Below are 24955 nucleotides of genomic sequence, written 5' to 3'. Positions count from 1 at the left end.
CTGTCGGACTTAAGACAATTTCCTGGAGGAGTGATCCGCGTTACATGAATATTGATGATTTAATTGAACGGATGACACCGGCTATTTACCAGAACCTGCGCCAGTCTCTGGAGCGGGGTAAATGGCCCAATGGTGTGGCGCTGACACAAGAGCAGCGGGATATAACATTGCGTGCATTAATTGTGTATGAGTATAAATATGTTGAGGCATCTGAGCGTATTGGTTATATGCCTCAGCAATGCAAAGGGATGACGCCTGAGACGGCTGACACATCTGATACGATTATCCGCTTCAAGGACTGACCGTGACACCATTGGATTTAGCACAGGCCGGTGAGCTGACCGGCACCCTGGCAAAGATGCCCGCGACACTGGATAAAACCGTACGGTATTCCCTGAGCGTGGGTGAGTGGCAACTCCCTTTGAACCCGCTACTGGGACGAAAGATTGTCCTTGAGCACACCGGCGCTATTCACTGCACCCACTGTGGCAAAAAGACAAAAAAGAGCTTTAGCCAGGGCTATTGCTATGTGTGCTTTAAAAGGCTGCCCCAGTGTGACCTTTGCATTATGAGTCCCGAGAAGTGTCACTATGATCAGGGAACCTGCCGGGATAGCCGTTGGGGCGATCAGTTTTGTATGACCGACCATATTGTCTATCTGGCCAATTCATCCGGTTTAAAGGTGGGGATTACCCGTGCCACTCAGATACCTGTCCGCTGGATTGACCAGGGGGCAACCCAGGCATTGCCTTTTTTCCGGGTGGCTACACGTTACCTGTCAGGATTAGTGGAAGTGTTGTTTAAAGCCCATGTGAATGATCGGACCAACTGGCGGGCCATGTTAAAAGGCCCTGCCGAGGCCATTGATGTGCAAGACGCTGCCACAGCGTTGCTGGCTGGCAATCAAAGGGGAATTGAAGCATTGCGACAGGCCCATGGTTTGCGGTCGGTTCAGGCATTGTCAAGCCCTGAGCCGGTGACCCTGGACTATCCGGTGCTCGAATACCCCACCAAGGTGATATCACGCTCTTTTGATAAAACGCCCGTGATTGAAGGCACATTAATGGGGATCAAAGGACAATATCTGCTACTGGATACGGGAGTGGTCAATATACGCAAACATACGGCGTATCAGGTACACGTCAGCGTCCAGTAAAACACGGAGCCAAGGAGCCTGTCGGACTTATGCTTTCGAGCATAAAATTGAGTAGGGCGAGTCAGAATTTTCGATCAATTTGTGCGAATAGTTGACCTATTTAAGCAAATTGATCGAAAATTCTGGCCGCGCTTTCTGGATTTTAGGCCGAAATTGTCTTAAGTCCGACAGGCTCCTGGTATTACTGATCAGGGTAATCGAGCCTGACGGATTAAAGGCTTTCTGCTTTCAATGCTGCATTACCATATCCTTGTCTGAAGAGGGCTGATTTGTGGCGGGAACCGGTTGAACTGAGGTAGCGGTTCTGTACAAGGGCTGGGTTAAACGTCAGGTGCCGCTGCTTTATCAGAATCGAAATCGTATTTTGCTGACATTTGCTGTAAATCATCGGGTAGATCCTGGAAAATGTCCGGGACAATGGGCAAACAATCCGCCGACGGTATGCTTTGGGTGACTGTGACCGGCTTCGGTAGCAGGCTTTGCGTAACGGTGGTTGTTGTTGCCTGAGGTGATTCGGCGACGGTTACCATGGCACTGCCAGTGTCAGAGTGTAGCTGGTATACCGTTATGCCAGTGGCTATGAACGTATGGGACGTGCAGGTTGCGGTGTCTCCATTTGATAGTATCTGTGAGCTTGTGCTGGTGACCACTTGATGACTAGTATCACCGTGTGCTCTATTTATGTGGACGTTGAGATGGGTAGAGCGCTTGAAATCCCCTCCGCAGTGTTTGCACTTATAAGGTCTATTCCCCATGTGAACTTGTGCTCTATGCTGGGTGAGGTCGCGATTACTGGTAAACGCTTTACCACAGCCAGGGTGAAGGCAGGGAAAAGGTCTCTCTCCCGTGTGTATTCTTACGTGAATTCTTAAGTGGTCAGGGCGAGAAAATAACTTTTCACAGTGAGGGCACTTAAGTGTTTTGTCAGTATGCATTTTTACATGCCGGGACAAGGCTCTCTTACAGGACAACTTTTTATTGCATATTTCGCAGATGAAATAATCGGGAATGGGATTGGGATTGGGATTGGGCATGTTGATGTTTCTTTCAGTGATGGTAATTTCGTACTAATTATGGCTTACCGCAGACGCCATTACCGGTAGTTAGAAAAGACGATTGGGATAATGAGTAGGGCAATTGAGTCGGATGGGTGGTCAGGCTTTCTGCTTTCAATGCTGCATTACCATATCCTTGTCTGAAGGAGGCTGATTTGTGGCGGGAACCGGTTGAACTGAGGTAGCGGTTCTGTGCAAGGGCTGGGTTAAACGTCAGGTGCCGCTGCTTTATCAGAATCGAAATCGTATTTTGCTGACATTTGCTGTAAATCATCGGGTAGATCCGGGAAAATGTCCGGGAAAATGTCGGGGACAATGGGAAAACAATCCGCCGCCGGTACGCTTGTGGTGACTGTGATCGGTTTCGGTAGCCGGCTTTGCGTAACGTTGGTTGTTGTTGCCTGAGGTGATTCGGCGACGGTTACCATGGCAGTGCCAGTGTCAGAGCGTAGCTGGTATACCGTTATGCCAGTGGCTGTGAACTTATGGGAAATGTAAGCTGTAGTGGTGCCATCTGGAAGTGTCTCTGTGTTTGTGGTGGTGACCACTTGATTACTGGTTTCACCGTGTACTGTTTTTATGTGGACTTTGAGATGGGTAGAGCGCTTGAAACTCTTTTGGCAGTGTTGGCACTTAAAACGTCTCTCCCCCATGTGGACTTGTGCTCTATGCTGGATGAGGTCGCGATTAGTGGTAAACGCTTTACCACAGCCAGGGTGAAGGCAGGGAAAAGGTCTCTCTCCCGTGTGGTTTCTTACGTGAATTCTGTAGCGGTCCGTGCGATAAAATAACTTGTCACAGTGAGGGCACTTAAATTTTTGGTCAGCGCCAGCATGTATTTGCATATGTCGGCGAAAGGCATCCTTTCTGGACAACTTTCTATTGCATAGCGTGCAGATTAAATCATCGGGAATGGGAATGGGGTTGGGATTGGGCATGTTGACGTTTCTTTCATTGGTGGGAAGTTCGTACTAATTATAGCTTACCGCAGACGCCGTTACCGGTAGTTAGAAAAGACGATTGGTATAATGAGTAGGGCAATTGAGTCGGATGGGTGGTCAGGCTTTCTGCTTTCAATGCTTCATTATCATATCCTTGTCTTAAGGGGGCTGATTTGTGGCGGGAACTGGTTGAACTGAGGTAGCGGTTCTGTACAAGGGCTGGGTTAAACGTCAGGTGCCGCTGCTTTATCAGAATCGAAATCGTATTTTGCTGACATTTGCTGTAAATCATCGGGTAGATCCTGGAAAATGTCCGGGACAATGGGCAAACAATCCGCCGACGGTATGCTTTGGGTGACTGTGACCGGCTTCGGTAGCAGGCTTTGCGTAACGGTGGTTGTTGTTGCCTGAGGTGATTCGGCGACGGTTACCATGGCACTGCCAGTGTCAGAGCGTAGCTGGTATACCGTCATGCCAGTGGCTGTGAACGTATAGGACGTGCAGGTTGCGGTGTCTCCATTTGATAGTCTCTGTGAGCTTGTGCTGGTGATCACTTGAGCGCTGGCGCCACTGTGTTTTGCTTCTTTGTGGTCTCTGAGATGTGCGGCTCGTTTGAAAGCGCTTGGACAGAATTGGCACTTATAAGGTTTCTCTTGCGAGTGGACTTTTTGGTGCTGTTTGAGATGCTGGGCATCGGCAAATGCTTTACCACAGCCAGGATGAAGGCAGGGAAAAGGTCTCTCTCCCGTGTGGCTTCTTACGTGAGTTTTGAAAGTGTCAGACCGGTCAAAAACTCTTGAGCAGTAAGGGCACTGATGAGTTTTATTTTGAGCATGGCCTCTCACATGGTTGGTAAAGGCGCCATAATTGTACATAACCGCAGGGCACAATTGACAGACATACTTAGGCATGTTCGCTTCGTCCATTAGTAAACGGTTCTTATCCATTGTAGTCCATTGCAGTCCCCATTAATGACACGCCTTTTAAGACGACGCATCAATAGCGCTCTTTAAAAATAAGGGGCTTCAGGCGATCTTGGGCCAGGAGCCTGTCGGACTTATGCTTTCGAGCATAAAAGTCAGTAGGGCGTGCACAGAATAATAACTACCAGGTGTTACCGAATATGGAATTTGTCTGTTATTTTTCCGTCAACTTTTGGCGTTATTATTCAATTGGTGTAATTCCTTTACTGCTACTTCAGCCAGGTGGTCAAGCCGTGATTTTTTATGGTGGCTTTCAAAGGTTGTAATGGGTGCTTGTTGGCTTTGCGTAACCGTTGTTATTTTTCCTTGAGGTGAATCCTGAACGCTTACAGTTACGCTGCCATAGGGAGAACGTATCACAGATGTGGCCGTTGTTGCAGTGCTGTGGGTTGTGCAGGTAGATATTTTTCCATCACCTAATTGCTCGGTAAACAGGGTTGTGATGACTTCAGCAGCGCCCTTGTGTATGTTTTTTATGTGCCTTTTGATAGACCTTTTATGACCGAACTGAGCTTCACAAGCGCTGCAAACGAATGGTTTATCCTGGCTGTGGACGCTAAAGTGGTAGTCACGACCGCTGCTGGAAGCAAAAGCTTTTCCACAGACCTTGCAAGGGTAGGGTTTTTCTCCAGTGTGTATTCTTATGTGAATTTTCAGCGCGCCAGCTTGAGTAAAAGTCTTATCACAATGAGTACACTTATACGGTCTTTCCCCGGTGTGGGTTCTTATGTGTCTTTTGAGAGTTCCAGCTTCGGCAAAAGCCCTGCCACAATGAGGGCACTGATGATTTCTCTGACCCGTATGTGTTTTTATGTGGTCAGAGAGACATTCCAGGTTAGAGAAAGTTTTCCGGCATACTTCGCAAGGATATTCGTTCATAGAAGCGCTCTATTCAGTGACAGACTTTACCTGTCAATTGTAGACTATTCCACGTGCCTGAATTAATAAAGGGCACTGCTTGTCAATAGCAAGCGTTGAAATAAAAGGTCGTAGTGGGTCAGGCTCCTAGTATCTTAACACCGGTTGACGTGTAACAGGCGTCAACAGAACAATAATTACCAGGTGCTACCAAAAATCGGATTTGTCTGTTATTGCTCCCTCAACCTTCCGGGTTATTATCCAGTTATTGGAATTCCTGTGATAGTGCTACATCAGCTAAAATCTCAAGGGCTGTTTTTCCCTGGAAGGTATCAACGGCTGTAACAGGCTCTTGTTGGCCTTGCTTAACAGTTATTACTTCTGCGGAAGGTCCTGCCGCCTGGACGAATACCGTTGTGGTGTTGTCATCATCGGAATCGCCAGAGCTGACTTGAGACACCTCCATTATGCCAGTGCCAGTGGTGTCAGGGAACGTATGGGTTGTGAATGTAGCAGTGGTTCCATTATCTAATCTACGGCTAGACAGGGTTGTGATTACCGTAGCATTAGTGTCTTTGTGTTGGTTGCTCGCGTGCTTTTTGGCAGTCTTTTTATGGCTAAACCGTTTATTACAAGCACTGCAAATAAATGGTTTTTCTTGAGTGTGGACTCTTAAGTGCTCCTTACGATTGCTGGCAGTAGTAAAATCTTTTCCACAGATATCGCAACGGTGAGGCTTGTCTCCGGTGTGCGTTCTTACGTGGATTTTGAGACTATAAGGTCTAGCAAAAGGCTTTAGACAATGCGGGCATTTAAACGGTTTTTCTCCGGTGTGTTTCCTTGTGTGGCTTTTGAGCTTTGAAGGTTTAGCGAAAGCCATGGAACAATGAGTACATTTATAACGTTTTTCACCTTTGTGTGTTTTCATGTGTTCAGTGAAATCTGACTTTTCATCGAAAGATTTCTGGCATAATTTGCAAGTATATTCATTCATGTCGATGCTCCGCCGAATGACAGACGTTATTTGTCAATTGTAGTCTATAGCACCTGAAAAACCCTCGTAATTAAATTTTGGCAAATTAAGTGGCTTGGACGTATATGAGGCTTACACAGCTTGCTAATTATAAGGTGCTACCAAAAATCAGATTTGTCTGTTATTTCTCCCTCAACCTTCAGGGTTATTATTCAGTTATTGGGATTCCAGTGATGCTGCTGCTTCAGCTAAAATCTCAAGCGCTGTTTTCCTCCGTTGGATATCAACGGCTGTAACAGGCTCTTGTTGGCCTTGCTTAACAGTTGTTACTTTTGCGGAAGACCCAGCCTGGACGAATACCGTTGCGGTGTTTTTGCCATTGGCAGAACTGACTTGAGACACCTCCATTTTTCCAGTGCCAGTAGTGTCAGGGAACGTATGGGTTGTGCAGGCAGTTCTATTTCCATCAGCTAATTGCTGGCTACTGAGGGTTGTAATGACTTGATTGGTAGTAGTAGAGTGACGTCTTAATTGATGGTCATCACGATTGCCGCTTCTAGAAAAAGCCTTATTACAGTAGGAGCAATTATAAGGTTTCTCTCCGGTATGGACTCTTTCGTGGGCAGAGCATTTGCTGGAACTAACAAAAACCTTTTCACAGAAAGTGCATTTATAAGGTTTTTCTCCCGTGTGATATATCCTTTCGTGCATAACACGCTCACTGGATGCCCTGAATCTGGCTTCACAGTGTCTGCATTGATATCTATGACTACGTTTATAACTCTGTTGTTCCGCTTCTGTGTGTTCTTGCATATGTTGAATGTGGGTTTCTATATCATTAGCAATGTGCTGGCATATAGTGCAGGTACGTTTAGTAGGCATGTTGAAGTTCCGTCCAGCGGTAGACTGCATACGTTAATTGTAGTCTATTGCACTTGAACGAAATGAGATTAAACTGTTCTTAAATAAAATTTTTAAACATGAATGGCTGTATATAAACGTCGTTTGACTATTATAAGGTGTCCTTGAAATAATAACTACCAGCGACCACCAGGAATTGGACTCGTCTGGAGTGTCCGCTCAATCTTCGGGTTTATCATCGAATAGCTCTCGATTTAATGCCACTTCAGCTAAAAGCTCAAGGGGTGACAGGTGACAAGTAGTGGGTGGTTGTCCGGTTTGCGAAACAGCTACTGATTCTCCCCAAGGCCCTGTTTGATCGAATATAGTCGTGGTGCCATTGTCACAATGTACCGTGGATACCGATATGCCAGTGGCTTCGAACTTATGGGTGGTGGAGATGGCGATTCGCCCATCTTCTAATAGTTCTGTAAATTGAGTTGTGGTTACTTCAGTATCAGTGTTAGGGTGTTGTTCATTTATGTGCTTCGTGACACTCGGTCTACGTCTAAAACGTTCACCACAAGCGCTGCAACCGTAGGGTTTTTGCCCGGTATGGAGTGCTGAGTGAGTTAAAAGATCGCGGCGTTTATTAAAAGTACTGTCACAGAATAGGCAAGAATGACGTTTTTTACCCGTGTGAATGCTCATATGGGTATCGAGATAATCACTTCTGGTGCATTTATAATCACATTCTGGGCAAGAATAAGGTTTTTCCCCGGTGTGCGTTCTTATGTGGATTTTGAGACTATGAGATCGCACGTAAGTCTTCTCACAATGAGGACACTTACGACGTTTACCCGTATGTGTTTTTACGTGCTTGGCGAGGCTTTCCTTTTTACTGTATTTATTACCGCATGTTTCGCAGGAAAAATTAGTCATGATGAGGCCTCCCCCAGTGAAAGAATTAATGATCCGTTAAATGTAGTATACTGCACCTGGAATAAATAGAAGTTAAACTGTTATTAAATAAAATTTTAACATAAATTTCTGTATTTAATACGATTCTGGTATTGACGTCATTTGACTTATATATTGTGCTAAGAATAATATCTACCAGATCGCATCAGGAATCTGACTAGTGCAAACAAGCGTTAATATATATACAACCATCACTTTGGTCACTCCTGCGCAGGCGGGAGTCCATTTTCTGGTAGATTCGCCCTCGCGGGAGTGACGACTGTATGGCTCCTAGGCTATAAAAGAGAGTTTTTTGGTTTGCGAAACAGGTGTTAATACTCCGTAAGGCCCTGCTTGGTCGGATACAGTCACGGTGCCTTCTTTGTCAGAATGTGCCTTTGTCAAATTGTGCCTTGGATACCAATATGCCAGTAGCTTTGAGTGTATAGGTGGTGCGGGTGACGGTGTTTCCACCAGCTGATTTCTCTGTAAGTTGGGTTGTGGTCGCTTCAATTAGGCGTGAAAAAGAATGATAACTAACAGGTGTTACCAAAAATTAGATTTGTCTGTTATTTCACCGTCAAGCTTGGGAGTTATTACCAGGTTTGGATACCCATTCTGCCACTTCAGCTAACAAGTCAAGCCCTGATTTTTGTGGGATATCAATGAATGTAGCGGCTGGTTGTGTGTCTTGCTTAATAGTTGTTAACACTGCGTGAGGCAATCTTCTAACGGTGACAATCGCGGCGCTGCCATTGGAGGAAGTTAATTGGGATACCCTCGTTGTGCCAGTGCCAGTGCCAGTGCCGGTGTCAGTGCCAGTGTCATTGAACATGTGGGTTGTGGATACAACTGCTTTTCCATCTTTTAATTGTTGACTGGTTGTGGTTGTGGTTACTTTAGAATTAGCCTTACCGTGCAGTCTTTGTATGTGCAAAGTGAGATGATTTGACTGAACAAAAAATCTTCCGCAGTGTATGCAATGATAAGGTCTTTCTCCTGTGTGTGTTCTTGTGTGGACTTTGAGATCGTCATTTGTGGTAAATTTTTTATTACAGTAAGTGCAATGATAAGGTTTTTCTCCTGTGTGTTTTTTTACGTGTCTTGAGAGATGATGAGACTCTTTAAAACTTGACGTACAGTGAGGGCATTTAAAGGGTCTTTCTCCTGTGTGTGATCTTAAGTGTTTGGTATACCAACTCAGATAACGAAAAGTGATACCGCATGGTTCGCATTTATAAGGCATACTGATACCTCTTTCAGTGTCAGCTAGGAGCCAGTCGGACTTATGCTTTCTCGCACTTTCTCGCACTTTCTCGCACTTTCTGGATTTTAGGCCGAAATGGTCTTACGTCCGACTGGCTCCTAGCATTCGTCAATTGTAGTTTATTGAGATGCTTGTTGCCATAAAATAAGCCGCGTGTCAACAGTGATCTTTGTAATAAAATTTTTTAGTTGACTATGGATGGGTATCTTGGGGTTTTCTGATGTATAGCAATTGTGCAAGTATAACAACAACAGAGTACTACCGAAATCATACTTGTTTGACAAAAACCGCCTTTAGTGGCATGTGCTCTGTCGTTTGTATTGTGGCTAAACACCACAAAAACTGAGCTGTTTTCCAGTAGTAATCTTTGAAATAGAAGGCTGTAGAGTTGATTAGGATGATGTATTAACGTCGACTTACGTGTAATAAGTGGGATCAAAATAATAGCTACCAGGTGCTACCGAGAAACGGGGCTTGTTTTCTGTTACCCTTCAATCTTTCGGTTTATTTTGGGTAGTTGCCTAATGCCACATCAGCTAAAAGATTAAGCCCTGAATCTTGGAGTGAGGTTTCAACGGCTGTAACAGGTGCTTGTCCGTCTCGCGTAACCGCTGTCATTGTTGCGTGATCCGCCGTGTGAACGATTACAGTGGCTCTGACATAAGGAGAGATTACCTGGGTTACCGCTCTGGCTGAGTTGCCGGTATCGAAACTGTGGGTTGTGTACACGGCCAGATTGCCATCAGGTAATGCTTGCGAGCTTATGGTTGTACTTGCTTGAGCAGCAAGCCTATTGTGCCTTCTCTTTTGGTGAGTGGCGAGATGAGCGGATTGAACAAATCTTTGACCACAACTGTCGCAACTAAATGGTCTTTCTCCGGTGTGAGTTCTTATATGTACGGTAAGCTGGTGTTGAGAAGCAAAAGCTGAGGGACGGTCGGGGGGACAGTGAGGGCAAGAAAAAGGTTTTTCTCCCCTGTGTACTGCTTTTTGATGTCTATCGAGATGGTCAGGTCTTTGAAAACGCATACTGCAATCAGGGCAAGGGAAAGGCCTTGTTTCTGAATGGAAGTTCAAGTAGTGCCTGCGAATGTCTGCTGTTATAGAGGAAATGAAGTTATTGCATATATTGCAGGTATGCGGGTGGCTAGTTGTAGGCATGTTGAAGTCTCCTTCAGCGGTAGACTACTTTTGTCGAGTATAGTTCATCGCGCCTGTCAACGTGAAAATAGTTGATCATGGATTAGTATAGTAATGTTATTTTACGTATATAAGTCGTGATAATAATAACTACGAGTACTACTAAAAATCTTATTTGTCTTTTATAACTTCCTCACATTTCAGCGTCATTATCAGGAATGGGTAATGCCTTTGTTGCCACTTCAGCTAAAATGTCCAGACCTGATTTTTGTCCGGTATCAAAGGTTGTAACAGTTCGTTGTCCGCTTTGCGTAACAGTTGTTACCTCTCCGTGATGCGATTTTTGAACGGTTACAAGCGCGCTGCCTTCGGGGTAATTTATTCGAGATACCGTAGTTGTTTCAGCGCCAATGCCTGTGAACGTGTGGGTTGTGCAGGTGATGTTTCCATAAGGCAATGGCTGTGTATGTGTGATTGTGGATACTTGAGCATTCATTACAGAGTGTTGTATTCTTTCATGATTATAGGCGGCACTTGATTGAGCAAACTGTCGTGAACAAAATCTACAACGGTATCGTTTCTCTCCGGTGTGGGTTAATTCGTGCTTTTTACAATCGCCAATGGTGACAAACGCTTTAGTACAGTACGCGCAAAGATGAGACTTTTCTCCTTTGTGTCTTTTTACGTGGGTGTTGAGAGCGTCATTTCTAGTAAACTTTTTCGGACACATAGGGCAACTAAAATTTTTTTCTCCTGTGTGTGACCTCGCGTGTCTGTTGAGATCGCACTCTTTATTGAAAGCTCTTTTACATGCATCGCAGGTATATTTACCCATGTTGAAGTTACCTCCAGTGATATAGATACTTTAGGAGCCTGTCGGACTTAAGATAATTTCGGCCTAAAATACAGAAAGTGCGAGAAAGTGCGAGAAAGTGCGGCCAAAGTTTTATGATCGAAAGCATAAGTCGGACAGGCTCCTGGCGATTGCAGGCATTCGAGCTTTCTAACGAAAAAAATTGATCTGCTTATCAATAGCAATGGTTAAATAATGAATTGAAGTTGATCAGAAGGCAAGTATCTTAACGTTATATGATGCATAGTAATTGTGTATGAAAAAAATAATCAGGCAATGCTAAGAGTCGAACCCGTCTGGAACTTCTTATGAATCTTCAGGTTTATCATTGGATAGGTAGGGCAAATTTGATACTAACGCGGCAAAAAAGTTAAGGTCTGCCAAGTTGGTAACGTCTGTAATGGGTGATTGTCCGCTTTGCGAAACAGTTGTTATTGCTGTGTGAGGCGCTGCTATTGTTGTAACGGTTCTGACAATCGCCGTGCCGCCGGTGGAAGAATTTACCTGAGATACCTTCGTGACATTGGTGTCGGTTGTGACTGTATGGGACGTGCAGGTGGCTGTGTTTCCATCTAAAAATTGCTCTGCCCTGGTGGTTGTGACTACTTCAGCATTAACGCCGCTGTGTTTTCTTGTGCGCTTTCTGGCATTACCAGATAAAGTAAGCCCTTGACGAAAAGTGCTGGAAATGTCCCGTTTTTTTATGGTGTGTAATGCTTCGTGCCTGGAACAATCGCTGGAATAGGCAAAAGCTCGACCACAGTGAGAGCAATTATAAGGTTTTTCCCCCGTATGGGATTTCAGGTGTTTGCTGAGATAGCTGCTTCTGGCAAATTTTCTCCCACAGATATGGCAACTAAAAGGTTTCTCTCCCGTGTGCATTGTTTGGTGGCTTTTGAGATTACTAAGTTGAGCAAAAGACTTCCCGCAGTCGGAGCAAGCAAAAGGTTTCTCTCCCGTGTGTGTTAGCAAGTGCCTGACGAGATCACTCGGTTTCTCGCCAGTGAATTTGTTGCATATGGTACACGGGTGAGGCATATGGAACTCTCTTTCAGTGGTAGACGCAATCTATAAAATGTAGTTTATCGCACTTGCCACTGCGTAGAAATTGGTATGCCTCTCTCTAGGAGCCTGACCGAGAATAGACTGCCCTACTGCGGTTGCGATAAATTGGTCTAAAAATTCCTGCTTCTTCGTCAAATAGCCCCACTATTATCCTCAGAAGCAGAAATTTTTATCCTCAATTTCTCGTAATCCTCGCTACGGGCGCTATTCTCGGTCAGGCTCTTAGCGAAAGTCGAACCTGCCTTGAAATACTGTTCAGTCTTCGGATTTATTATCGTTCAGGTCTGGATTAAGTGATGCCACTTCAGCCAGAATTTGAAGGGGTGTCAGGCCACTGATATCTATATCCAGAAGAGGTGTTTGGTCGTTTTGCGAAACAGTTGTGACTTTTGTGTAAGGTGCTGCTGTTGCTTCAACGGTTCTGACAAACGCTTTGCTGCCGTTGGAAGAAATTACTTGAGACACCCTGGTGGTTTCTGTTTTGGTTTCAGCTATGTGGGTTGTGGAGGTAACTGTGTTGCCATCGGATAATTGCTCTGTCATTGTGGTTGTGATGACTTCGCCAACGCCCTTGTGAACCCTGGTTATGTGCGTTCGAGTATTACACATTTGAGAAAACGCTCTACCACAATTACCGCAAGTGTAAGGTTTATCTTTGGTGTGGGTTCTTTCGTGCCTGGTTTGTTCGGGTTTAGAAACAAAGCTTTTTTTACAGTAACTGCAGGGAAAAGGTTTGTCTCCCGTGTGTCTTCTCATGTGGGTGACGACATCCTGCGGTTTATAGCTAGAGAAGCTACTGCATAGGGTGCAGTGATGCATGCGTTTGGGATTGCGCTTGGGCATGTTGATGTTTCCTTCAGTGCAGAGGGCTTCTGTGGATTGGAGTATTCTGCACCTGTCAAAGCGTGGAAGCTGGATTGTTTCTCAATAGCGACCTTTGAAATAAGGGTTTGTCGTTTATTCGCGGCTAATATGCAGATGCCGTTTGAGGTGTATCGGTCGTACAGAGAAAAATGACGAACAAAGGTGTTAACAAGAATCGGATTTGTCGTTTATTACCCTTCAATTACCCCTCATACCCCTCAATCTTCGGGTGTATTAACGGGAAGGTATGGCCTATTTGATGCCAATTCAGCTAAATCTTCAAGCGTTTCTTCTTGTGGGGTATCAATGGCTATAACAGGGGGTTGTTGGTCTGAAGAAACAGCTATTAATTCTGCGTGAGGCGCTTCAACGGTTCTGACAATTGCGGTGCCAGTGGCAGAGTGTACCAGAGATACTTCTTCGACTTCGACAAAGTTGCTGGTTTTGAATGTATGGGTTATGAAGGAAACTGTATTTCCATCTTCCATCGGCTGTGTACTTGCTGTGGTGACGACTTGAGGATGCAGGTTTTTTACGTGTCTTCCAAGAGAGCTGCTAGAGGCATAAGTTTTATCACAGTAAAGGCATCTATAAGGCTTTTCTCCCGTGTGGGATCTGATGTGGTCTTGGCAATGGTCAATTCTGGTAAATTTTCTAGGGCAGTGAGGGCAGCTGTAAGGGGTATTTCCAGTGTGTTTTCTCTCGTGCCTTCTAAGGTGACTGGATTCAATAAATTTCTTGTCACATGAAGAGCAATGATAAGGTCTCTCTTTCGTGTGGCTTCTAATGTGCTTGGCGAGATCTTGTGGTTTTTTGGGAACGCGAAAGCATATGGGACAGGCTTTATTTTCATTCATGTTGAGGTTCCTCCGGGAGGTAGACTGCTCCTGTCAATTATAGTTCATCGCACCTGTCATCACACATATTGGACTGTTCATCAATAGCAATCTTTGAAATAAAAGTTTGTAGTTGACCAGGGGCCAGGAGCCTGTCGGGCTTAAGCTTTCGAGCATGAAATTCAGTAGGGCGAGTCAGAGTTTTTGATCAATTTGCGCGAATAGTTGACCTATTTAAGCAAATTCATCGGAAAATATGGCCGCTCTTTCTGGATTTCAGGCCGAAATTGCCTTAAGTCCGACAGGCTCCTAGTATGCAGATGTCGTTTGAGGATCTCAGTCGTGCACAGAATAATAACTAACAGGTGTTACCGAATATCGGACTTGTCTTTTATTATGCCTTAATCGTCGGCGTTATTAGCGGCTAGGTCTAGCTTGCCTGATGCTACTGCTACTTCAGCTAAAATTTCAAGGGGTGTTGGGCCACTGGTAGCTGTAACCGGTGGTTGGTTGCCTTGCAAAACAGTTGTGTGTGTCGTGTAAGGCGCTGCTGTTGCCTCAACGGTTCTGACAAGCGCTTTGCCGCCATTGGCAGCATGTACCTGAGATACCATTATGACTGAGTCGTTGGTTTTGAACGTATGGGTTGTGCACGCAGCTTCGTTGCCATCTGGCAATTGCTGTGTGCTTGTGCTTGTGATGACTCGAGCATCAATGCCAACGTGATTTGTTTTTATGTGTCTTGAGACATTACTATAATCAGAGTACGGTTTTAAACAAACACTGCAACTGAATGGTTTCTCTCCGGTATGGGTTCTTTGGTGCCTATCACGATCGCTGGAAGTAACAAAACATTTCTCACAGTAAGAGCAGCGATAAGGTTTTTGTTCTGTATGTCTTCTTATGTGAACCCGGAGGTCATCTTTTCTTTTAAATCTTTTGTCACAGTCAAGATGGGTACAATGAAAAGGTCTCTCATTCGTGTGTGTTCTAAAGTGCCTGACGAGATCGACCCTTCGATTGAAAGTCTTTTCGCATATTTCGCAGGTATGTCCATTTTCATTCATGTTGACGTTTTGTTCAGTGGTAGATGCCTACCATCAATATAGTCTAACGCACCTGTCAATGGGCAGAAAACGGACGGCTTTCTATTACCCGGATATTTCATAAACATGCTCCTGGCCTTGCTTGCTCCTTGCGGCTCTAAAGGCGTTTTGCTCAGTCGACCGTACTCCCCGATACGGCGCTCCTTCGCAAAATCCCTTAGAGCCGCGAGGTTCTGCGCAATTCTCAGGGCAGTTTATGAAATATACGGGTTAGAAGCAGTTTTAAAAGTCTTGCTCCTACTGCGGCCAGGACAAATGGGTCTGAAAAACTGTTTTTGTCGGTTAAATAGCGCCACTATTACCTCACACCTCACACCTCACACCTCACACCTCACACCTCACACCTCACACCTCACGCCTCACGCCTCACGCCTCACGCCTCACAAAAGCAGCTTTTCATCCTCCATTTCTCGTGCTTCTGCTACGGACAGACTTTTAAGACCGCTTCTTAGGAATTTGGAATTTTTGCAATAAGGTGTGTAGTTGACCAGGGGTTAGTATGCAGATGTCGTTTGAGGATCTCAGTCGTGCACAGAATAATAACTAACAGGTGTTACCGAATATCGGACTCGTCTTTTATTATGCCTTAATCGTCGGCGTTATTAACGGCTGGGTCTAGCTTGCCTGATGCTACTGCTACTTCAGCTAAAATTTCAAGGGGTGTTGGGATACTGGTAGCTATAACCGGTGGTTGGTTGCCTTGCAAAACAGTTGTGTGTGTCGTGTAAGGTGCTGCTGTTGCCTCAACGGTTCTGACAAGTGCTTTGCCGCCATTGGCAGCATCTACCTGAGATACCGTTATGACTGAGTCGTTGGTTTGGAACATATGGGTTGTGCATGCGGCCTGGTTGCCATCTGGCAATTGTTGCGTGCTTGTGGCTGTGATGACTCGGGCATCAATGCCAACGTGATTTGTTTTTATGTGTTTTGAGACACTACTATAATCAGTGTACGGTTTTAAACAAACACTGCAACTGAATAGTTTCTCTCCGGTGTGGGTTCTTTGGTGCCTAGTACGATCGCTGGAAGTAATAAAACATTTCTCACAGTAAGAGCAGCGATAAGGTTTTTGTCCTGTATGTTTTCTTATGTGAATCTTGAGATGATCACTTCTGACAAATATTTTGTCACAGCCAGGCTGAGTGCAAGGAAAAGATTTCTCATTCGTGTGTGCTTTGACGTGCCTGACGAGATTCCCCTTAGTAGTGAAAGTCTTTTTGCATATATCGCAGGTATGTTCATTTTCATTCATGTTGACGTTTTGTTCAGTGGTAGATGCCTGCCGTTAATATAGTCTAACGCACCTGTCAATGGGCAGAAAACGGACTGCTTCTTAGAAATTTTTGAAATAAGGCGTGTAGTTATCAGGGGCTGGTATATAAATGCCGTATGACGTATAGAAAACCTGCTCAGAATAATAACTAACAAGTTGCGCCGAAAATTGCCCCTGCCTTTAACTCTGGCTCAATCTTGAGGTTTATTAACAGTTAGCCCTGCATTAGCTAACGCCACCTCAGCTAAAATTTCAAGGGGTGTCAGGCCACTCATATCTATATCCACAATAGCTGTTTGATCGTCTTGCAAAACAGTTGTGTGTGTTGTGTAAGGCGCTGCTGTTTCTTTAACGGTTCTGACAAGCGCTTTGCTGCCGTTGGAAGAAATTACCTGAGACACCACGGTGGTCTCTGTTTTTGTTTCAACGCTGTGGGTTGTGGAGGTAACGGTGTGTCCATCGGTTAATTGCTCTACCTTGGTAGTTGTGTTGACTTCGCCAAGGCCACTGTGAACATAGAGAATGTGCGTTTTGGTATTACAAATTTGGTTAAACGATTTACCACAGGCGCTGCAAGTGTAAGGTTTCTCTCCAGTATGGATTCTTTCGTGTCTGGTACAATTGTCACTAGCGGCAAAGCGTTTTGAGCAGTATCTGCAGGGATAAGGTTTTTCTCCTGTGTGCGTTAGCATGTGTCTGGCGACATCCCTCTTTCTAGGACTCTTGTAGTCGCAGAAGTCGCAGGTACTTATTTTCTTGGGTTTACGTTGACGCTTAGGCATGTTGAAACTCCTTTCAGCGACAGGCTCATAACACAGGCTCCTAACAATTGTAGTTTATTTTACCCGGTAATAGGCAGCGTATAGCTGAAGCATTAACATCGTCACGATAGATGCTTTTTAAAGAGAGTCTCCCTGTTCCATTGGTGCTGCCTTTTCATCACGGTAGTTAGAAAAGGCCATTGCTATTACTCGCTGTCGAGGGATCCCATGGCTGTCACATTAAACCCACAATCCACATGAGTGATTTCACCAGAGATTCCAGAGGCTAAGTCTGAGCACAGAAATGCGGCCACATTTCCCACTTCCAGCTGAGAGACATTGCGGCGCAAGGGTGCACGCTCTTCATTATGGGTAAGCATTTTACGGAAGCTGCCAATACCGGAAGCCGCCAGGGTTTTAATGGGGCCGGCGGAGATGCCATTCACCCGAATACCCTGTGGCCCCATACTGGTAGCCAGGTAGCGCACACTGGCCTCCAGGCTTGCTTTGGCCAGCCCCATCACATTGTAATTGGGTAGGGTACGCTCAGCGCCGAGGTAAGACAATGTCAGCAAGGCGCCATCACGGCCTGCCATCATGGCGGCACCGGCTTTGGCCAGGGCAATAAAGCTATAGGCACTGATATCGTGGGCAATCTGAAAGCCTTCGCGGGTGGTGACTTTATGGAAGTCGCCACTGAGCTGGTCGCCGGGGGCAAAGCCGACAGAGTGAATAATGCCATCGAGACCATCCCAGTGTTTGCCAAGTTCAGTAAAGACTGCCTCTATCTCTTCATCGGAGGTGACGTCACAGGGGAAGCACAGGTCTTCAGACGAACCCCAGTTTTCGGCAAACTTGACGACGCGTGATTTCAGCCGCTCTGACTGGTAGGTAAAGGCCAGTTCAGCCCCTTCGCGGCGCATGGCTTCTGCAATACCGGCAGCAATGGAGTGTTTGCTGGCAACGCCAACAATCAAAATACGTTTTCCGCTCAAAAATCCCATAAGAGGCTATACCTTTTTGCAACCATTAGCAGTGCGGGCAGTATAAGCCATGGAAGTGTGGATTTCGACACACGGTTGTAGCGCTTTGTAAGGACGGGTGACAAAAGGGGCGGGTTTATCCAGTAAAACGGGTTGCCAGAGATCGGGAGTTGCTTTAGACCCGGGGGAAGAACAGGCGATACCCTATGAAATACTCCTATTGACACGTCGTGCTTTTGCCGGAAAGAGGCCTACAGAACAGCAGCGGGTGGTCGATAGCTTTCTGGTAGCCATAATCAGGGTGCGCGACTTGCTATGAAAATAAGGATATTGCCAACAAGAAAAGCCTTACCTGCTATGTCCACTGTTGTGTTCGGCGCTTTTTTATGGGGCACAGTCCATGCTGATGATAATCTTGGATCGACGGTTGATCTACTCGATTTTAGTTTGCAGGAGCTGATGGTACTTCAGGTGACGTCTGTTTCCCGGCGAGTTCAGCGTCAGTTTGATGCCGCGGCAGCTATTTATACCATTACCCAGGATGATATTCGCAACCTTGGGATAACCTCCATTCCAGAAGCGCTCCGAACCGTTCCTGGTATGCAGGTGGCCAAACTCAATGGCAGCACCTGGTCTCTCAGTGCCCGGGGTTTTAACTACGTTTTTGCCAATAAGCTGCTGGTACTGATTGATGGCCGCACCGTGTACACCCCCTTGTTCTCAGGGGTGAATTGGGATGCGCAGAATGTCATGATGGATGATATTGACCGGATTGAGGTGATCCGCGGCCCCGGCGCTGCCCTTTGGGGTTCCAACGCGGTGAACGGCGTGATTAATATTATCACCAAGCACACCGAAGACACCCAGGGAGGACTGCTGCGGGGTAGTGTGGGGACAGAAGAAAAAACCGCCGGCGCCGTCCGCTACGGTGGTGAGCTGAGCGACGATACGTTCTACCGGATTTATGCCCAGGGGTTTGAGCGCGACGGACAAAAAAACAAAGATGGCAGCGATGCCAGAGATGGCTGGTTTATGCATCAGGCCGGGTTTCGCTTTGACCGGTATTTTTCAGACCGGGATGATTTTACGCTGCAATCGGATATCTATGAAGGCTCAACCCGGCCGCCGTATTATGTCTATGACCCCGATCAGCACCAACTTAAAACGGTCAATAATTTAGACCGCGCCCAACGAGGGGGCAATGTGCTGGCAAAGTTCACCCGCTCATTGGACAACGGCGAGGTTATGCTGAAAAGCTACGGTGAATATTACCAGAATGATGATTTGCGACTGAATGAAAAGCGCGATACCTGGGATATTGAATTTCAGCACAGTTTTTCCTGGTGGGATGATCATACCCTGGTCTGGGGCGGTAATTACCGGATAGATTGGTATAACCTTGATCCGCGCAAGAATCATTACGTCACCTTAAAAGAGAATAAATTTAGTCAAAAACTGTGGAGCCTTTTTGTTCAGGACTCTTTCCGTTATACCCCAACGCTGGAATTTACCCTCAGTACCCGGGTGCAGCATAATGAAACCACCGGGAGCGAGTTACAACCGAACGCGCGTTTTTCCTGGACACCCAACAAAGAAACCACCGTTTGGGGGGCCCTGTCGAGGGCGGTAAAAACACCGGCATTGTCCGAAACGAGTTTGGAAATTACCAATATCAGCTATACGGGTATACTCCAGGGCAATGATACAATGTTTGCCGTCAGTGGGAACCCTGATTTGGTCTCTGAAAAGCTCACTGCCTTTGATCTTGGTTTCAGAAGGCAAGTAACACCGGATTTTAGTGTTGATATCGCGGGGTATTTGAATTTCTACAAAGATGTGACCAGCTATCAGTATTACGGGCCTGGCCAGTGCCAAAGTGGCTTTCAGGACGCGGTACTACAAGACGAACCCGTCTGTATCGACCCATTAAACCTACCGCCGATAGTTGGGGGAACAGGACCTGTCGTATTCCCAACCATCTTGGGCAATACCCTTGAAGTGTTTACCCATGGGGTTGAAATAGCCGCTGACTGGCAAATAAAAGACTGGTGGCGATTACGGCTTAATTATTCTTATATCAATGTGGATGCTGATACTCAACGAAAAGACGATTATGGTCGGCGTAATGAAGCCATTGTTGAAGGTATAGCGGCCAAACATACGGCGAACCTGTTCTCCTTTATGCAACTGCCCGATGACTGGACGTTAAACCTCTGGTTTAAATACATGAGTAAGTTGCATTTAGATCCCCATTACGAAGTGAATAATATAAAAGACAACGCCAATCTGGATATACGCATAGCAAAAGAACTCAAACCCGGGTTGGAAGCCTCATTGGTAGGACAAAATTTGCTACATCACCGGCAACTGCAGTTTTATGAGGTATTTACCGGGCAAACGCAGACAAACGTTGAACGGTCTGCTTATCTGCAACTGCGTTGGACATTTTAAGGAATGGAGGCCGGTATGAAAACAATCACCTTTACTTTGTTCCTTCATGCAGCACTTATTATTACAGGGTTTACCAGTGTGGCAACACCGGTGATGGCATCAACCGCCAGTAAGGTAAAAGCGGCCATTGTTTTTAAATTGACCCGGTATGTTCAGTGGTCAGAGGAAATACAGGCGGATAAACAGTTGAATCTGTGTGTTTTTGGTGACAATGATTTGTATTCTGAGCTGAAAACCACCGAAGGGAAAACATCCAAAGGCATGGCCATTAGTGTGGAACAAGGCAATACCCTGGCCGATAGCTCGAAAACCTGTGATTTACTCTTCATTGGTAACGCTGCCAATATTAACACCCGGACTGTGACGAAGGTGCTCAGTGATAAATCGGTACTCTCTGTCAGCGACCGTTCAGGGTTTGCCAAGGAAGGGGGAATGGTGCAAATCAAGGAGCGCGGCGGGCGTATCCGCTTTACGGTGAACCTGAAGTCCGTGAGAGCTTCTGGCTTGAACATCAGCTCACAACTCCTCGGCCTGGCCAAAGTGATCAAATAGCCGCGGGTGTCGCTCCCTGGTCGCTGGTTCGGGGTTAACAACGGTTTTAACCCGTTACAGGGTGGAGATAATCCACCATTAATTGCAAATTTTGCTGTCCCTGGAATTCATTAATATCTAGCTTGTAGACAGCCTCAATGGTTGTTACTGAAGGGTTGGGCCATTGTGCCGTATCAATATTAAAAGCAATGGCATCAATCCAGGTCTGTTCATTGGGCACTTGCAGCACCATTTTTAAATGTTTCTGTCCCACCAGTTTTTGCTGGGTAATCTGAAACTGTCCCTGAAAGACAGGCTCGGGAAAGTGTTGCCCCCAGGGCTCTCCCTCCCGGATGCACAGGGCGGTTTCCAGGGTGATTTGTTCTGCTGAGAGTGTCCCATCGGTAGGGATTTTTGCATTAAGATCCGCTTCATCAATTAGCTCGCGCACTTTATTGTCAAAAGCGGTTTCAAAGCGGGGCAGGTCTGGCGCCTTTAACGATAAACCTGCCGCCATGGCATGGCCACCAAACTTGCTGATCAGTCCCGGGTTTTCTGTGGCAATACTGTCCAGGGCATCGCGCATATGCAGGCCGGGAATGGAGCGTGCCGAACCCTTGAGTTCTTCATTATCGCCCTCAGCAAAGGCAATGACAGGACGGTTCAGGCGGTCTTTAATGCGAGCGGCCAAAATGCCTATTACTCCCTGGTGCCAGTCGTCCTTGTACAGGCACAGTCCCCAGGGCAGGCTCTGATGATGGTTAAACTCAAGGCTTTCTAATGCCGAGATGGCTTCGCGCTGCATGCTGGCTTCTATGGCTTTGCGTTCTTCATTCAGGCTATCGAGCTCAGCAGCCAGTGTCCGGGCCTGGTTAGCCGATTCGGTGAGGAGCAGTTCAATCCCGATACTCATATCATCCAGTCGACCAGCGGCATTAAGCCTTGGTCCGAGGGCAAAGCCCAGGTCTGACGCGTTTAAACGGGTAATGTCTCGCCGTGCGATATCAACCAGTGCTTTGATGCCAGGGCGGCAGTGACCGGCGCGAATCCGGGCTAATCCCTGAAACACCAGGATACGGTTGTTTTGATCCAGGCTGACCACGTCGGCCACTGTGCCGAGGGCGACAAGGTCGAGATAATGGGCCATATTTGGCAAGGGACGATTATCAAACCAGCCGCGTGTTTTTAATTCTGCCCGTAAAGCGCACATAACATAAAAAATGATGCCGACACCGGCGGTATTTTTGGCAGGAAAAAGGCACTCGGGCTGGTTGGGGTTAACAATGGCATCGGCCTCGGGCAAAGCCTGACCGGCAAGGTGGTGGTCGGTAATAATGACTTTTAATCCTCTGGCTTTGGCCGCTCTCACCCCGTCAATGCTGGAAATGCCATTATCCACTGTGACCAGAATATCAGGCTGGTAGTTATGGGTAACATGGACGATGGCAGGCGTGAGGCCATAGCCGTATTCAAAGCGGTTAGGCACAAGGTAGTCTACCTGCGCGCCCATAGCCCGTAGGGCCAGCACACCGAGTGTACTACTGGTGGCACCGTCGCAGTCAAAGTCACCGACAATCAGGATGCGTTGCTTTTGCATAATGCCATTTGCCAAAAGCCTGGCCGCAGTGTCAATATCTTTGAGCAGGTGATAGTCCAACAGGTTAGTTAACTGTTTGTTAAGGGCATCATTATTAAAAATGCCCCTGGCACTGTAGATTCGGGCCATCAGTGGTGAGATACCCGCTGAAAACTGGCACTGTTCAAGTGCCACAGGACGATTAATAATCTGTTTGTGCATGTTATTGCGGTGATCAGCTATAAAGAGCTTTAAAGTATGACAGAGCTGCCAGGCAGATACCTAACTTTTCAGAGGGTTATAAAACGATGAAGCTGCTGGTGATTTTATTGGGTTTGCTGGTGGCGCTGGTGCTGGTGGTATCGTTGACAGAGCGCTTTGGCAAACCGATGGATGCGCAGAAGCAGTCCAGGTTGTCAAAAGTAGCGATGGTGCTGGTCTTTGTTTTATTGATTGCTCAAGTTATCCTTTACTGGGTTCGAAGTGGCGGCTGAAGGGGGGGTCTTACCTTGTTTCAGCTTTGTTCGCTATTTTTTCTAGGAGCCTTGTCAGGTCAGGAGCAGTAACCAAAATGAATCCACTGGAAATAGCTGAGTATTATTTTAAACTCTCAAACGACAGTAACTTTGAAGAAATCACCCGGTTATTTTGTGAAAGTGCCACGTTTAGATCAGGAAAGGGTGAGCTTTTTCTGGGAGTGACTGACATTATGTCGATGCAAAGACAGCACCACGGGATGTTTACACAGCTTCAGTGGAAGGTAAGCAGTGTGACTGAAATAAAGCCTGGAATCATCCATTTCACCTTTGATTTTGCGGGTAAAACGCACGAAGGAGAGCGTGTTGAGTATTCAGGCTTGGAGGATGTGGTTATTTATCAAGGTAAAATCCAGCACGTTCAAGTGCGGCGCTTGTGAGCTGATCAGACACTGTAAGCGGGTTTCAATCAGGCCATCCGCGTAGGAGGACAACTGGCAACGTGTTGGGGAATCCCGCGTAGACTCCCCATCTATCCGGTAAACACCGGGAGTTCCAAAAACCCTTTCAGAATAATGGCGTTGGCGATATCAATAAAGAAAGAGCCGATCAGGGGAATGACCAGAAACGCTTTGGTTGATGGACCATAGCGATGGGTTAACGTGTTCATGTTAGCCATACCCACGGGAGTGGCACCGAGGCCCATGCCAATGAAACCCGCGGTTATTACACTGCTGTCGTAGTCTTTACCCGCAAAGCGGAAGACGACAAACCAGGCAAACAGTGTAATCACCACAACCTGGACGATGGTTATGCCTGCCAGGACACCCGCAACACTGGAAAGGTGCTGCAATTTTATGGTCATCAAACTCATGGTAATAAACAACTGAAGGCAAATATCACCCAGGGCGTTCAGCTCATCATGGTGAAGGTTGGTTTTGAACAGGTCAGAAAGGTTAGTGATAATGATACCCGCAAATAATACCGGGACAAATTCAGGTAAAACGATGTTGTAGGATTTGAGCAGGCTTTGCGCGCCATGACCGAGAATGATACAGCTCGAGATAAGAAATATAGCAGGCAGAAGGCGCTCACTATTGAGTTTGAAGCTGGCGTGTGTCTTTTTTTCTTGTGTTTGATGCTGCTGTGGAGAATAAGGGGCACCTGATAACTGATACCTTGAAATCAGTTTTCTTGCCACAGGCCCTCCGAGCAGGCCACCGAGTATCAACCCAAGGGTGGCCGCCACCAGACCAAACTCCATGACATCCTTATAACCCTGTTGTTCCAGAAAATTGCCCCAGGTAATGGCTGTCCCATGCCCACCCGCAAAGGTGATAGTGCCTGCAAGTAAGCCATAGATGGGGTTTTCTCCCATTGCCATGGCGGTGGCTACTCCTGCAGTGTTTTGCACGATCAGAAATACGATGGCAACAACCATTAATGCCGCGATGGTTTTACCCCCACTCATTAATAAACGAAACCGGGCAGATAAACCGATAGTGCCGAAAAAACCTAGTAATAATAAGTCTCGCAGCTGTAAGTCATAGTGGAACTGCGTGCCATAGAACTCGGTGATGCCAGTGAGTCCAAGGCTGAGGATAAGTCCACCGGTTACGGGTGAGGGAATGTGACATCGCTTTAAAATCTGAACCTTATTCGTTATGTAGTGACCAATAAACAGGCTGAGGATGGCCAGGCAGAGTAAATGTATCCCTGATAGGTGTGTCATAGTTCAATGCACTCAAAATCCTTTTTATAAAAGATAGCAGCAAAAGAGATAAAAAGTGAGTTTAAATATTTTTTCGGAATAGTTAATGTCGTAGCAGATATCAATTCACCAGGAGCCTGTCGGACTTATGCTTTCGAGCATAAAATTCAGTAGAGCGAGCCAGATTTTTCGATGGATTTGTGCGAATAGTTGACCTATTTAAGCAAATTCATCGGAAAATATGGCCGCACTTTCTCGCACTTTCTCGCACTTTCTCGCACTTTCTCGCACTTTCT

At 46.3% G+C, this 24955-nt stretch carries 26 protein-coding genes and 1 pseudogene; 6 read left to right on the top strand and 21 right to left on the bottom strand.

Annotated elements, in window-relative coordinates; genetic code table 11:
* Positions 1-44: 44 nt before the first annotated feature.
* Both V4C51_RS07505 and V4C51_RS07500 read left to right on the top strand, forming a co-directional pair.
* Positions 45-302 (top strand): YeaC family protein, encoded by a 258-nt coding sequence (locus V4C51_RS07505; RefSeq protein WP_330925528.1) that lies wholly within the window; start codon positions 45-47, stop codon positions 300-302.
* A 2-nt stretch (positions 303-304) separates the two neighbouring features.
* The gene (locus tag V4C51_RS07500; RefSeq protein WP_330925527.1) at positions 305-1156 is read left to right on the top strand and encodes a DUF2797 domain-containing protein; all 852 of its coding nucleotides are present in this window, start codon (positions 305-307) and stop codon (positions 1154-1156) included.
* A 320-nt stretch (positions 1157-1476) separates the two neighbouring features.
* Here V4C51_RS07500 and V4C51_RS07495 read toward each other — a convergent pair whose 3' ends face one another.
* From V4C51_RS07495 to V4C51_RS07410, 19 genes and pseudogenes are all read right to left on the bottom strand, one after another.
* Positions 1477-2190: a C2H2-type zinc finger protein gene (locus tag V4C51_RS07495; protein ID WP_330925526.1), complete on the bottom strand. Its 714-nt coding sequence runs from the start codon at positions 2188-2190 to the stop codon at positions 1477-1479.
* A gap of 227 nt (positions 2191-2417) precedes the next feature.
* Positions 2418-3149, bottom strand: coding sequence for a C2H2-type zinc finger protein (locus V4C51_RS07490; RefSeq protein ID WP_330925525.1), 732 nt, complete (start codon positions 3147-3149; stop codon positions 2418-2420).
* A gap of 227 nt (positions 3150-3376) precedes the next feature.
* Complete coding sequence (locus V4C51_RS07485; RefSeq protein WP_330925524.1) at positions 3377-4099, bottom strand: C2H2-type zinc finger protein; 723 nt, start codon at positions 4097-4099, stop codon at positions 3377-3379.
* A gap of 201 nt (positions 4100-4300) precedes the next feature.
* Positions 4301-5014, bottom strand: a complete 714-nt coding sequence (locus tag V4C51_RS07480) for a C2H2-type zinc finger protein (protein ID WP_330925523.1) — start codon at positions 5012-5014, stop codon at positions 4301-4303.
* A gap of 244 nt (positions 5015-5258) precedes the next feature.
* Positions 5259-5987: a C2H2-type zinc finger protein gene (locus V4C51_RS07475; protein WP_330925522.1), complete on the bottom strand. Its 729-nt coding sequence runs from the start codon at positions 5985-5987 to the stop codon at positions 5259-5261.
* Positions 5988-6182: 195 nt separating this feature from the next.
* The gene (locus tag V4C51_RS07470; protein WP_330925521.1) at positions 6183-6848 is read right to left on the bottom strand and encodes a C2H2-type zinc finger protein; all 666 of its coding nucleotides are present in this window, start codon (positions 6846-6848) and stop codon (positions 6183-6185) included.
* Positions 6849-7046: 198 nt separating this feature from the next.
* A complete protein-coding gene (locus V4C51_RS07465; protein WP_330925520.1) occupies positions 7047-7748 on the bottom strand; it encodes a C2H2-type zinc finger protein in 702 nt (233 codons plus the stop codon).
* A gap of 598 nt (positions 7749-8346) precedes the next feature.
* Entirely contained in the window at positions 8347-9012 is a 666-nt protein-coding gene (locus V4C51_RS07460; protein ID WP_330925519.1) for a C2H2-type zinc finger protein, read from the bottom strand.
* Between the two features lie 525 nt (positions 9013-9537).
* Positions 9538-10194 carry a C2H2-type zinc finger protein gene (locus V4C51_RS07455; RefSeq protein ID WP_330925518.1) on the bottom strand — a complete coding sequence of 219 codons (657 nt, stop codon included), beginning with the start codon at positions 10192-10194 and terminating at the stop codon, positions 9538-9540.
* Between the two features lie 172 nt (positions 10195-10366).
* On the bottom strand, positions 10367-11008 hold the full coding sequence (locus V4C51_RS07450) for a C2H2-type zinc finger protein (protein ID WP_330925517.1): 642 nt from the start codon (positions 11006-11008) through the stop codon (positions 10367-10369).
* Between the two features lie 324 nt (positions 11009-11332).
* Entirely contained in the window at positions 11333-11908 is a 576-nt protein-coding gene (locus V4C51_RS07445) for a C2H2-type zinc finger protein (RefSeq protein WP_330925516.1), read from the bottom strand.
* Between the two features lie 438 nt (positions 11909-12346).
* Complete coding sequence (locus V4C51_RS07440) at positions 12347-12934, bottom strand: C2H2-type zinc finger protein (protein ID WP_330925515.1); 588 nt, start codon at positions 12932-12934, stop codon at positions 12347-12349.
* Between the two features lie 239 nt (positions 12935-13173).
* Entirely contained in the window at positions 13174-13575 is a 402-nt protein-coding gene (locus V4C51_RS07435; RefSeq protein WP_420797639.1) for a hypothetical protein, read from the bottom strand.
* The gene (locus V4C51_RS07430) at positions 13488-13808 is read right to left on the bottom strand and encodes a hypothetical protein (RefSeq protein ID WP_330925513.1); all 321 of its coding nucleotides are present in this window, start codon (positions 13806-13808) and stop codon (positions 13488-13490) included. The genes V4C51_RS07435 and V4C51_RS07430 overlap by 88 nt, the downstream gene beginning before the upstream one ends.
* 384 nt (positions 13809-14192) lie before the next feature.
* Positions 14193-14468, bottom strand: a complete 276-nt coding sequence (locus V4C51_RS07425) for a hypothetical protein (RefSeq protein WP_330925512.1) — start codon at positions 14466-14468, stop codon at positions 14193-14195.
* A gap of 312 nt (positions 14469-14780) precedes the next feature.
* A pseudogene (locus V4C51_RS17925) lies at positions 14781-14858 on the bottom strand (hypothetical protein); the annotation flags it as partial.
* 625 nt (positions 14859-15483) lie between these two features.
* Complete coding sequence (locus tag V4C51_RS07420; protein WP_330925511.1) at positions 15484-16149, bottom strand: C2H2-type zinc finger protein; 666 nt, start codon at positions 16147-16149, stop codon at positions 15484-15486.
* A gap of 212 nt (positions 16150-16361) precedes the next feature.
* Complete coding sequence (locus tag V4C51_RS07415) at positions 16362-16952, bottom strand: C2H2-type zinc finger protein (RefSeq protein ID WP_330925510.1); 591 nt, start codon at positions 16950-16952, stop codon at positions 16362-16364.
* A gap of 185 nt (positions 16953-17137) precedes the next feature.
* Positions 17138-17935 (bottom strand): enoyl-ACP reductase FabI, encoded by a 798-nt coding sequence (locus V4C51_RS07410; protein WP_330925509.1) that lies wholly within the window; start codon positions 17933-17935, stop codon positions 17138-17140.
* A gap of 294 nt (positions 17936-18229) precedes the next feature.
* On the opposite strand from V4C51_RS07410, the gene V4C51_RS07405 reads away from it, so the two are divergent.
* Both V4C51_RS07405 and V4C51_RS07400 read left to right on the top strand, forming a co-directional pair.
* A complete protein-coding gene (locus V4C51_RS07405) occupies positions 18230-20365 on the top strand; it encodes a TonB-dependent receptor plug domain-containing protein (protein ID WP_330925508.1) in 2136 nt (711 codons plus the stop codon).
* Between the two features lie 15 nt (positions 20366-20380).
* Complete coding sequence (locus V4C51_RS07400) at positions 20381-20917, top strand: YfiR family protein (RefSeq protein WP_330925507.1); 537 nt, start codon at positions 20381-20383, stop codon at positions 20915-20917.
* Between the two features lie 46 nt (positions 20918-20963).
* Here V4C51_RS07400 and recJ read toward each other — a convergent pair whose 3' ends face one another.
* Positions 20964-22694, bottom strand: coding sequence for a single-stranded-DNA-specific exonuclease RecJ (recJ, locus tag V4C51_RS07395; RefSeq protein ID WP_330925506.1), 1731 nt, complete (start codon positions 22692-22694; stop codon positions 20964-20966).
* An 86-nt stretch (positions 22695-22780) separates the two neighbouring features.
* Between recJ and V4C51_RS07390 the strand changes: the two genes are divergently transcribed.
* Both V4C51_RS07390 and V4C51_RS07385 read left to right on the top strand, forming a co-directional pair.
* Positions 22781-22966 carry a hypothetical protein gene (locus V4C51_RS07390; RefSeq protein WP_330925505.1) on the top strand — a complete coding sequence of 62 codons (186 nt, stop codon included), beginning with the start codon at positions 22781-22783 and terminating at the stop codon, positions 22964-22966.
* A gap of 77 nt (positions 22967-23043) precedes the next feature.
* The gene (locus V4C51_RS07385) at positions 23044-23388 is read left to right on the top strand and encodes a hypothetical protein (RefSeq protein WP_330925504.1); all 345 of its coding nucleotides are present in this window, start codon (positions 23044-23046) and stop codon (positions 23386-23388) included.
* Between the two features lie 92 nt (positions 23389-23480).
* Here the strand turns inward: V4C51_RS07385 and gltS are convergent, their stop codons facing one another.
* Positions 23481-24680 (bottom strand): sodium/glutamate symporter, encoded by a 1200-nt coding sequence (gene gltS, locus V4C51_RS07380; RefSeq protein ID WP_330925503.1) that lies wholly within the window; start codon positions 24678-24680, stop codon positions 23481-23483.
* Positions 24681-24955 lie beyond the last annotated feature (275 nt).

This window comes from Candidatus Sororendozoicomonas aggregata, from assembly GCF_031528575.1.
GTDB lineage: Bacteria > Pseudomonadota > Gammaproteobacteria > Pseudomonadales > Endozoicomonadaceae > Endonucleibacter > Endonucleibacter aggregata.
The sequence above is the reverse complement of the archived record's forward strand: the minus strand, read 5'-3'. Positions and strand labels throughout refer to the sequence as shown.

Coding starts and splice junctions, on each gene's coding strand:
- V4C51_RS07495 (WP_330925526.1), bottom strand. CDS start 2,190: ATGCCCAATCCCAATCCCAATCCCATTCCCGATTATTTCATCTGCGAA.
- V4C51_RS07450 (WP_330925517.1), bottom strand. CDS start 11,008: ATGGGTAAATATACCTGCGATGCATGTAAAAGAGCTTTCAATAAAGAG.
- V4C51_RS07415 (WP_330925510.1), bottom strand. CDS start 16,952: ATGCCTAAGCGTCAACGTAAACCCAAGAAAATAAGTACCTGCGACTTC.
- recJ (WP_330925506.1), bottom strand. CDS start 22,694: ATGCACAAACAGATTATTAATCGTCCTGTGGCACTTGAACAGTGCCAG.
- V4C51_RS07430 (WP_330925513.1), bottom strand. CDS start 13,808: ATGAAAATAAAGCCTGTCCCATATGCTTTCGCGTTCCCAAAAAACCAC.
- V4C51_RS07390 (WP_330925505.1), top strand. CDS start 22,781: ATGAAGCTGCTGGTGATTTTATTGGGTTTGCTGGTGGCGCTGGTGCTG.
- V4C51_RS07465 (WP_330925520.1), bottom strand. CDS start 7,748: ATGACTAATTTTTCCTGCGAAACATGCGGTAATAAATACAGTAAAAAG.
- V4C51_RS07490 (WP_330925525.1), bottom strand. CDS start 3,149: ATGCCCAATCCCAACCCCATTCCCATTCCCGATGATTTAATCTGCACG.
- V4C51_RS07505 (WP_330925528.1), top strand. CDS start 45: ATGAATATTGATGATTTAATTGAACGGATGACACCGGCTATTTACCAG.
- V4C51_RS07440 (WP_330925515.1), bottom strand. CDS start 12,934: ATGCCCAAGCGCAATCCCAAACGCATGCATCACTGCACCCTATGCAGT.
- V4C51_RS07460 (WP_330925519.1), bottom strand. CDS start 9,012: ATGCCTTATAAATGCGAACCATGCGGTATCACTTTTCGTTATCTGAGT.
- V4C51_RS07480 (WP_330925523.1), bottom strand. CDS start 5,014: ATGAACGAATATCCTTGCGAAGTATGCCGGAAAACTTTCTCTAACCTG.
- V4C51_RS07470 (WP_330925521.1), bottom strand. CDS start 6,848: ATGCCTACTAAACGTACCTGCACTATATGCCAGCACATTGCTAATGAT.
- V4C51_RS07405 (WP_330925508.1), top strand. CDS start 18,230: ATGAAAATAAGGATATTGCCAACAAGAAAAGCCTTACCTGCTATGTCC.
- V4C51_RS07400 (WP_330925507.1), top strand. CDS start 20,381: ATGAAAACAATCACCTTTACTTTGTTCCTTCATGCAGCACTTATTATT.
- gltS (WP_330925503.1), bottom strand. CDS start 24,680: ATGACACACCTATCAGGGATACATTTACTCTGCCTGGCCATCCTCAGC.
- V4C51_RS07455 (WP_330925518.1), bottom strand. CDS start 10,194: ATGCCTACAACTAGCCACCCGCATACCTGCAATATATGCAATAACTTC.
- V4C51_RS07420 (WP_330925511.1), bottom strand. CDS start 16,149: ATGAATGAAAATGAACATACCTGCGATATATGCAAAAAGACTTTCACT.
- V4C51_RS07445 (WP_330925516.1), bottom strand. CDS start 11,908: ATGCACACGGGAGAGAAACCTTTTAGTTGCCATATCTGTGGGAGAAAA.
- V4C51_RS07475 (WP_330925522.1), bottom strand. CDS start 5,987: ATGAATGAATATACTTGCAAATTATGCCAGAAATCTTTCGATGAAAAG.
- V4C51_RS07410 (WP_330925509.1), bottom strand. CDS start 17,935: ATGGGATTTTTGAGCGGAAAACGTATTTTGATTGTTGGCGTTGCCAGC.
- V4C51_RS07485 (WP_330925524.1), bottom strand. CDS start 4,099: ATGGATAAGAACCGTTTACTAATGGACGAAGCGAACATGCCTAAGTAT.
- V4C51_RS07385 (WP_330925504.1), top strand. CDS start 23,044: ATGAATCCACTGGAAATAGCTGAGTATTATTTTAAACTCTCAAACGAC.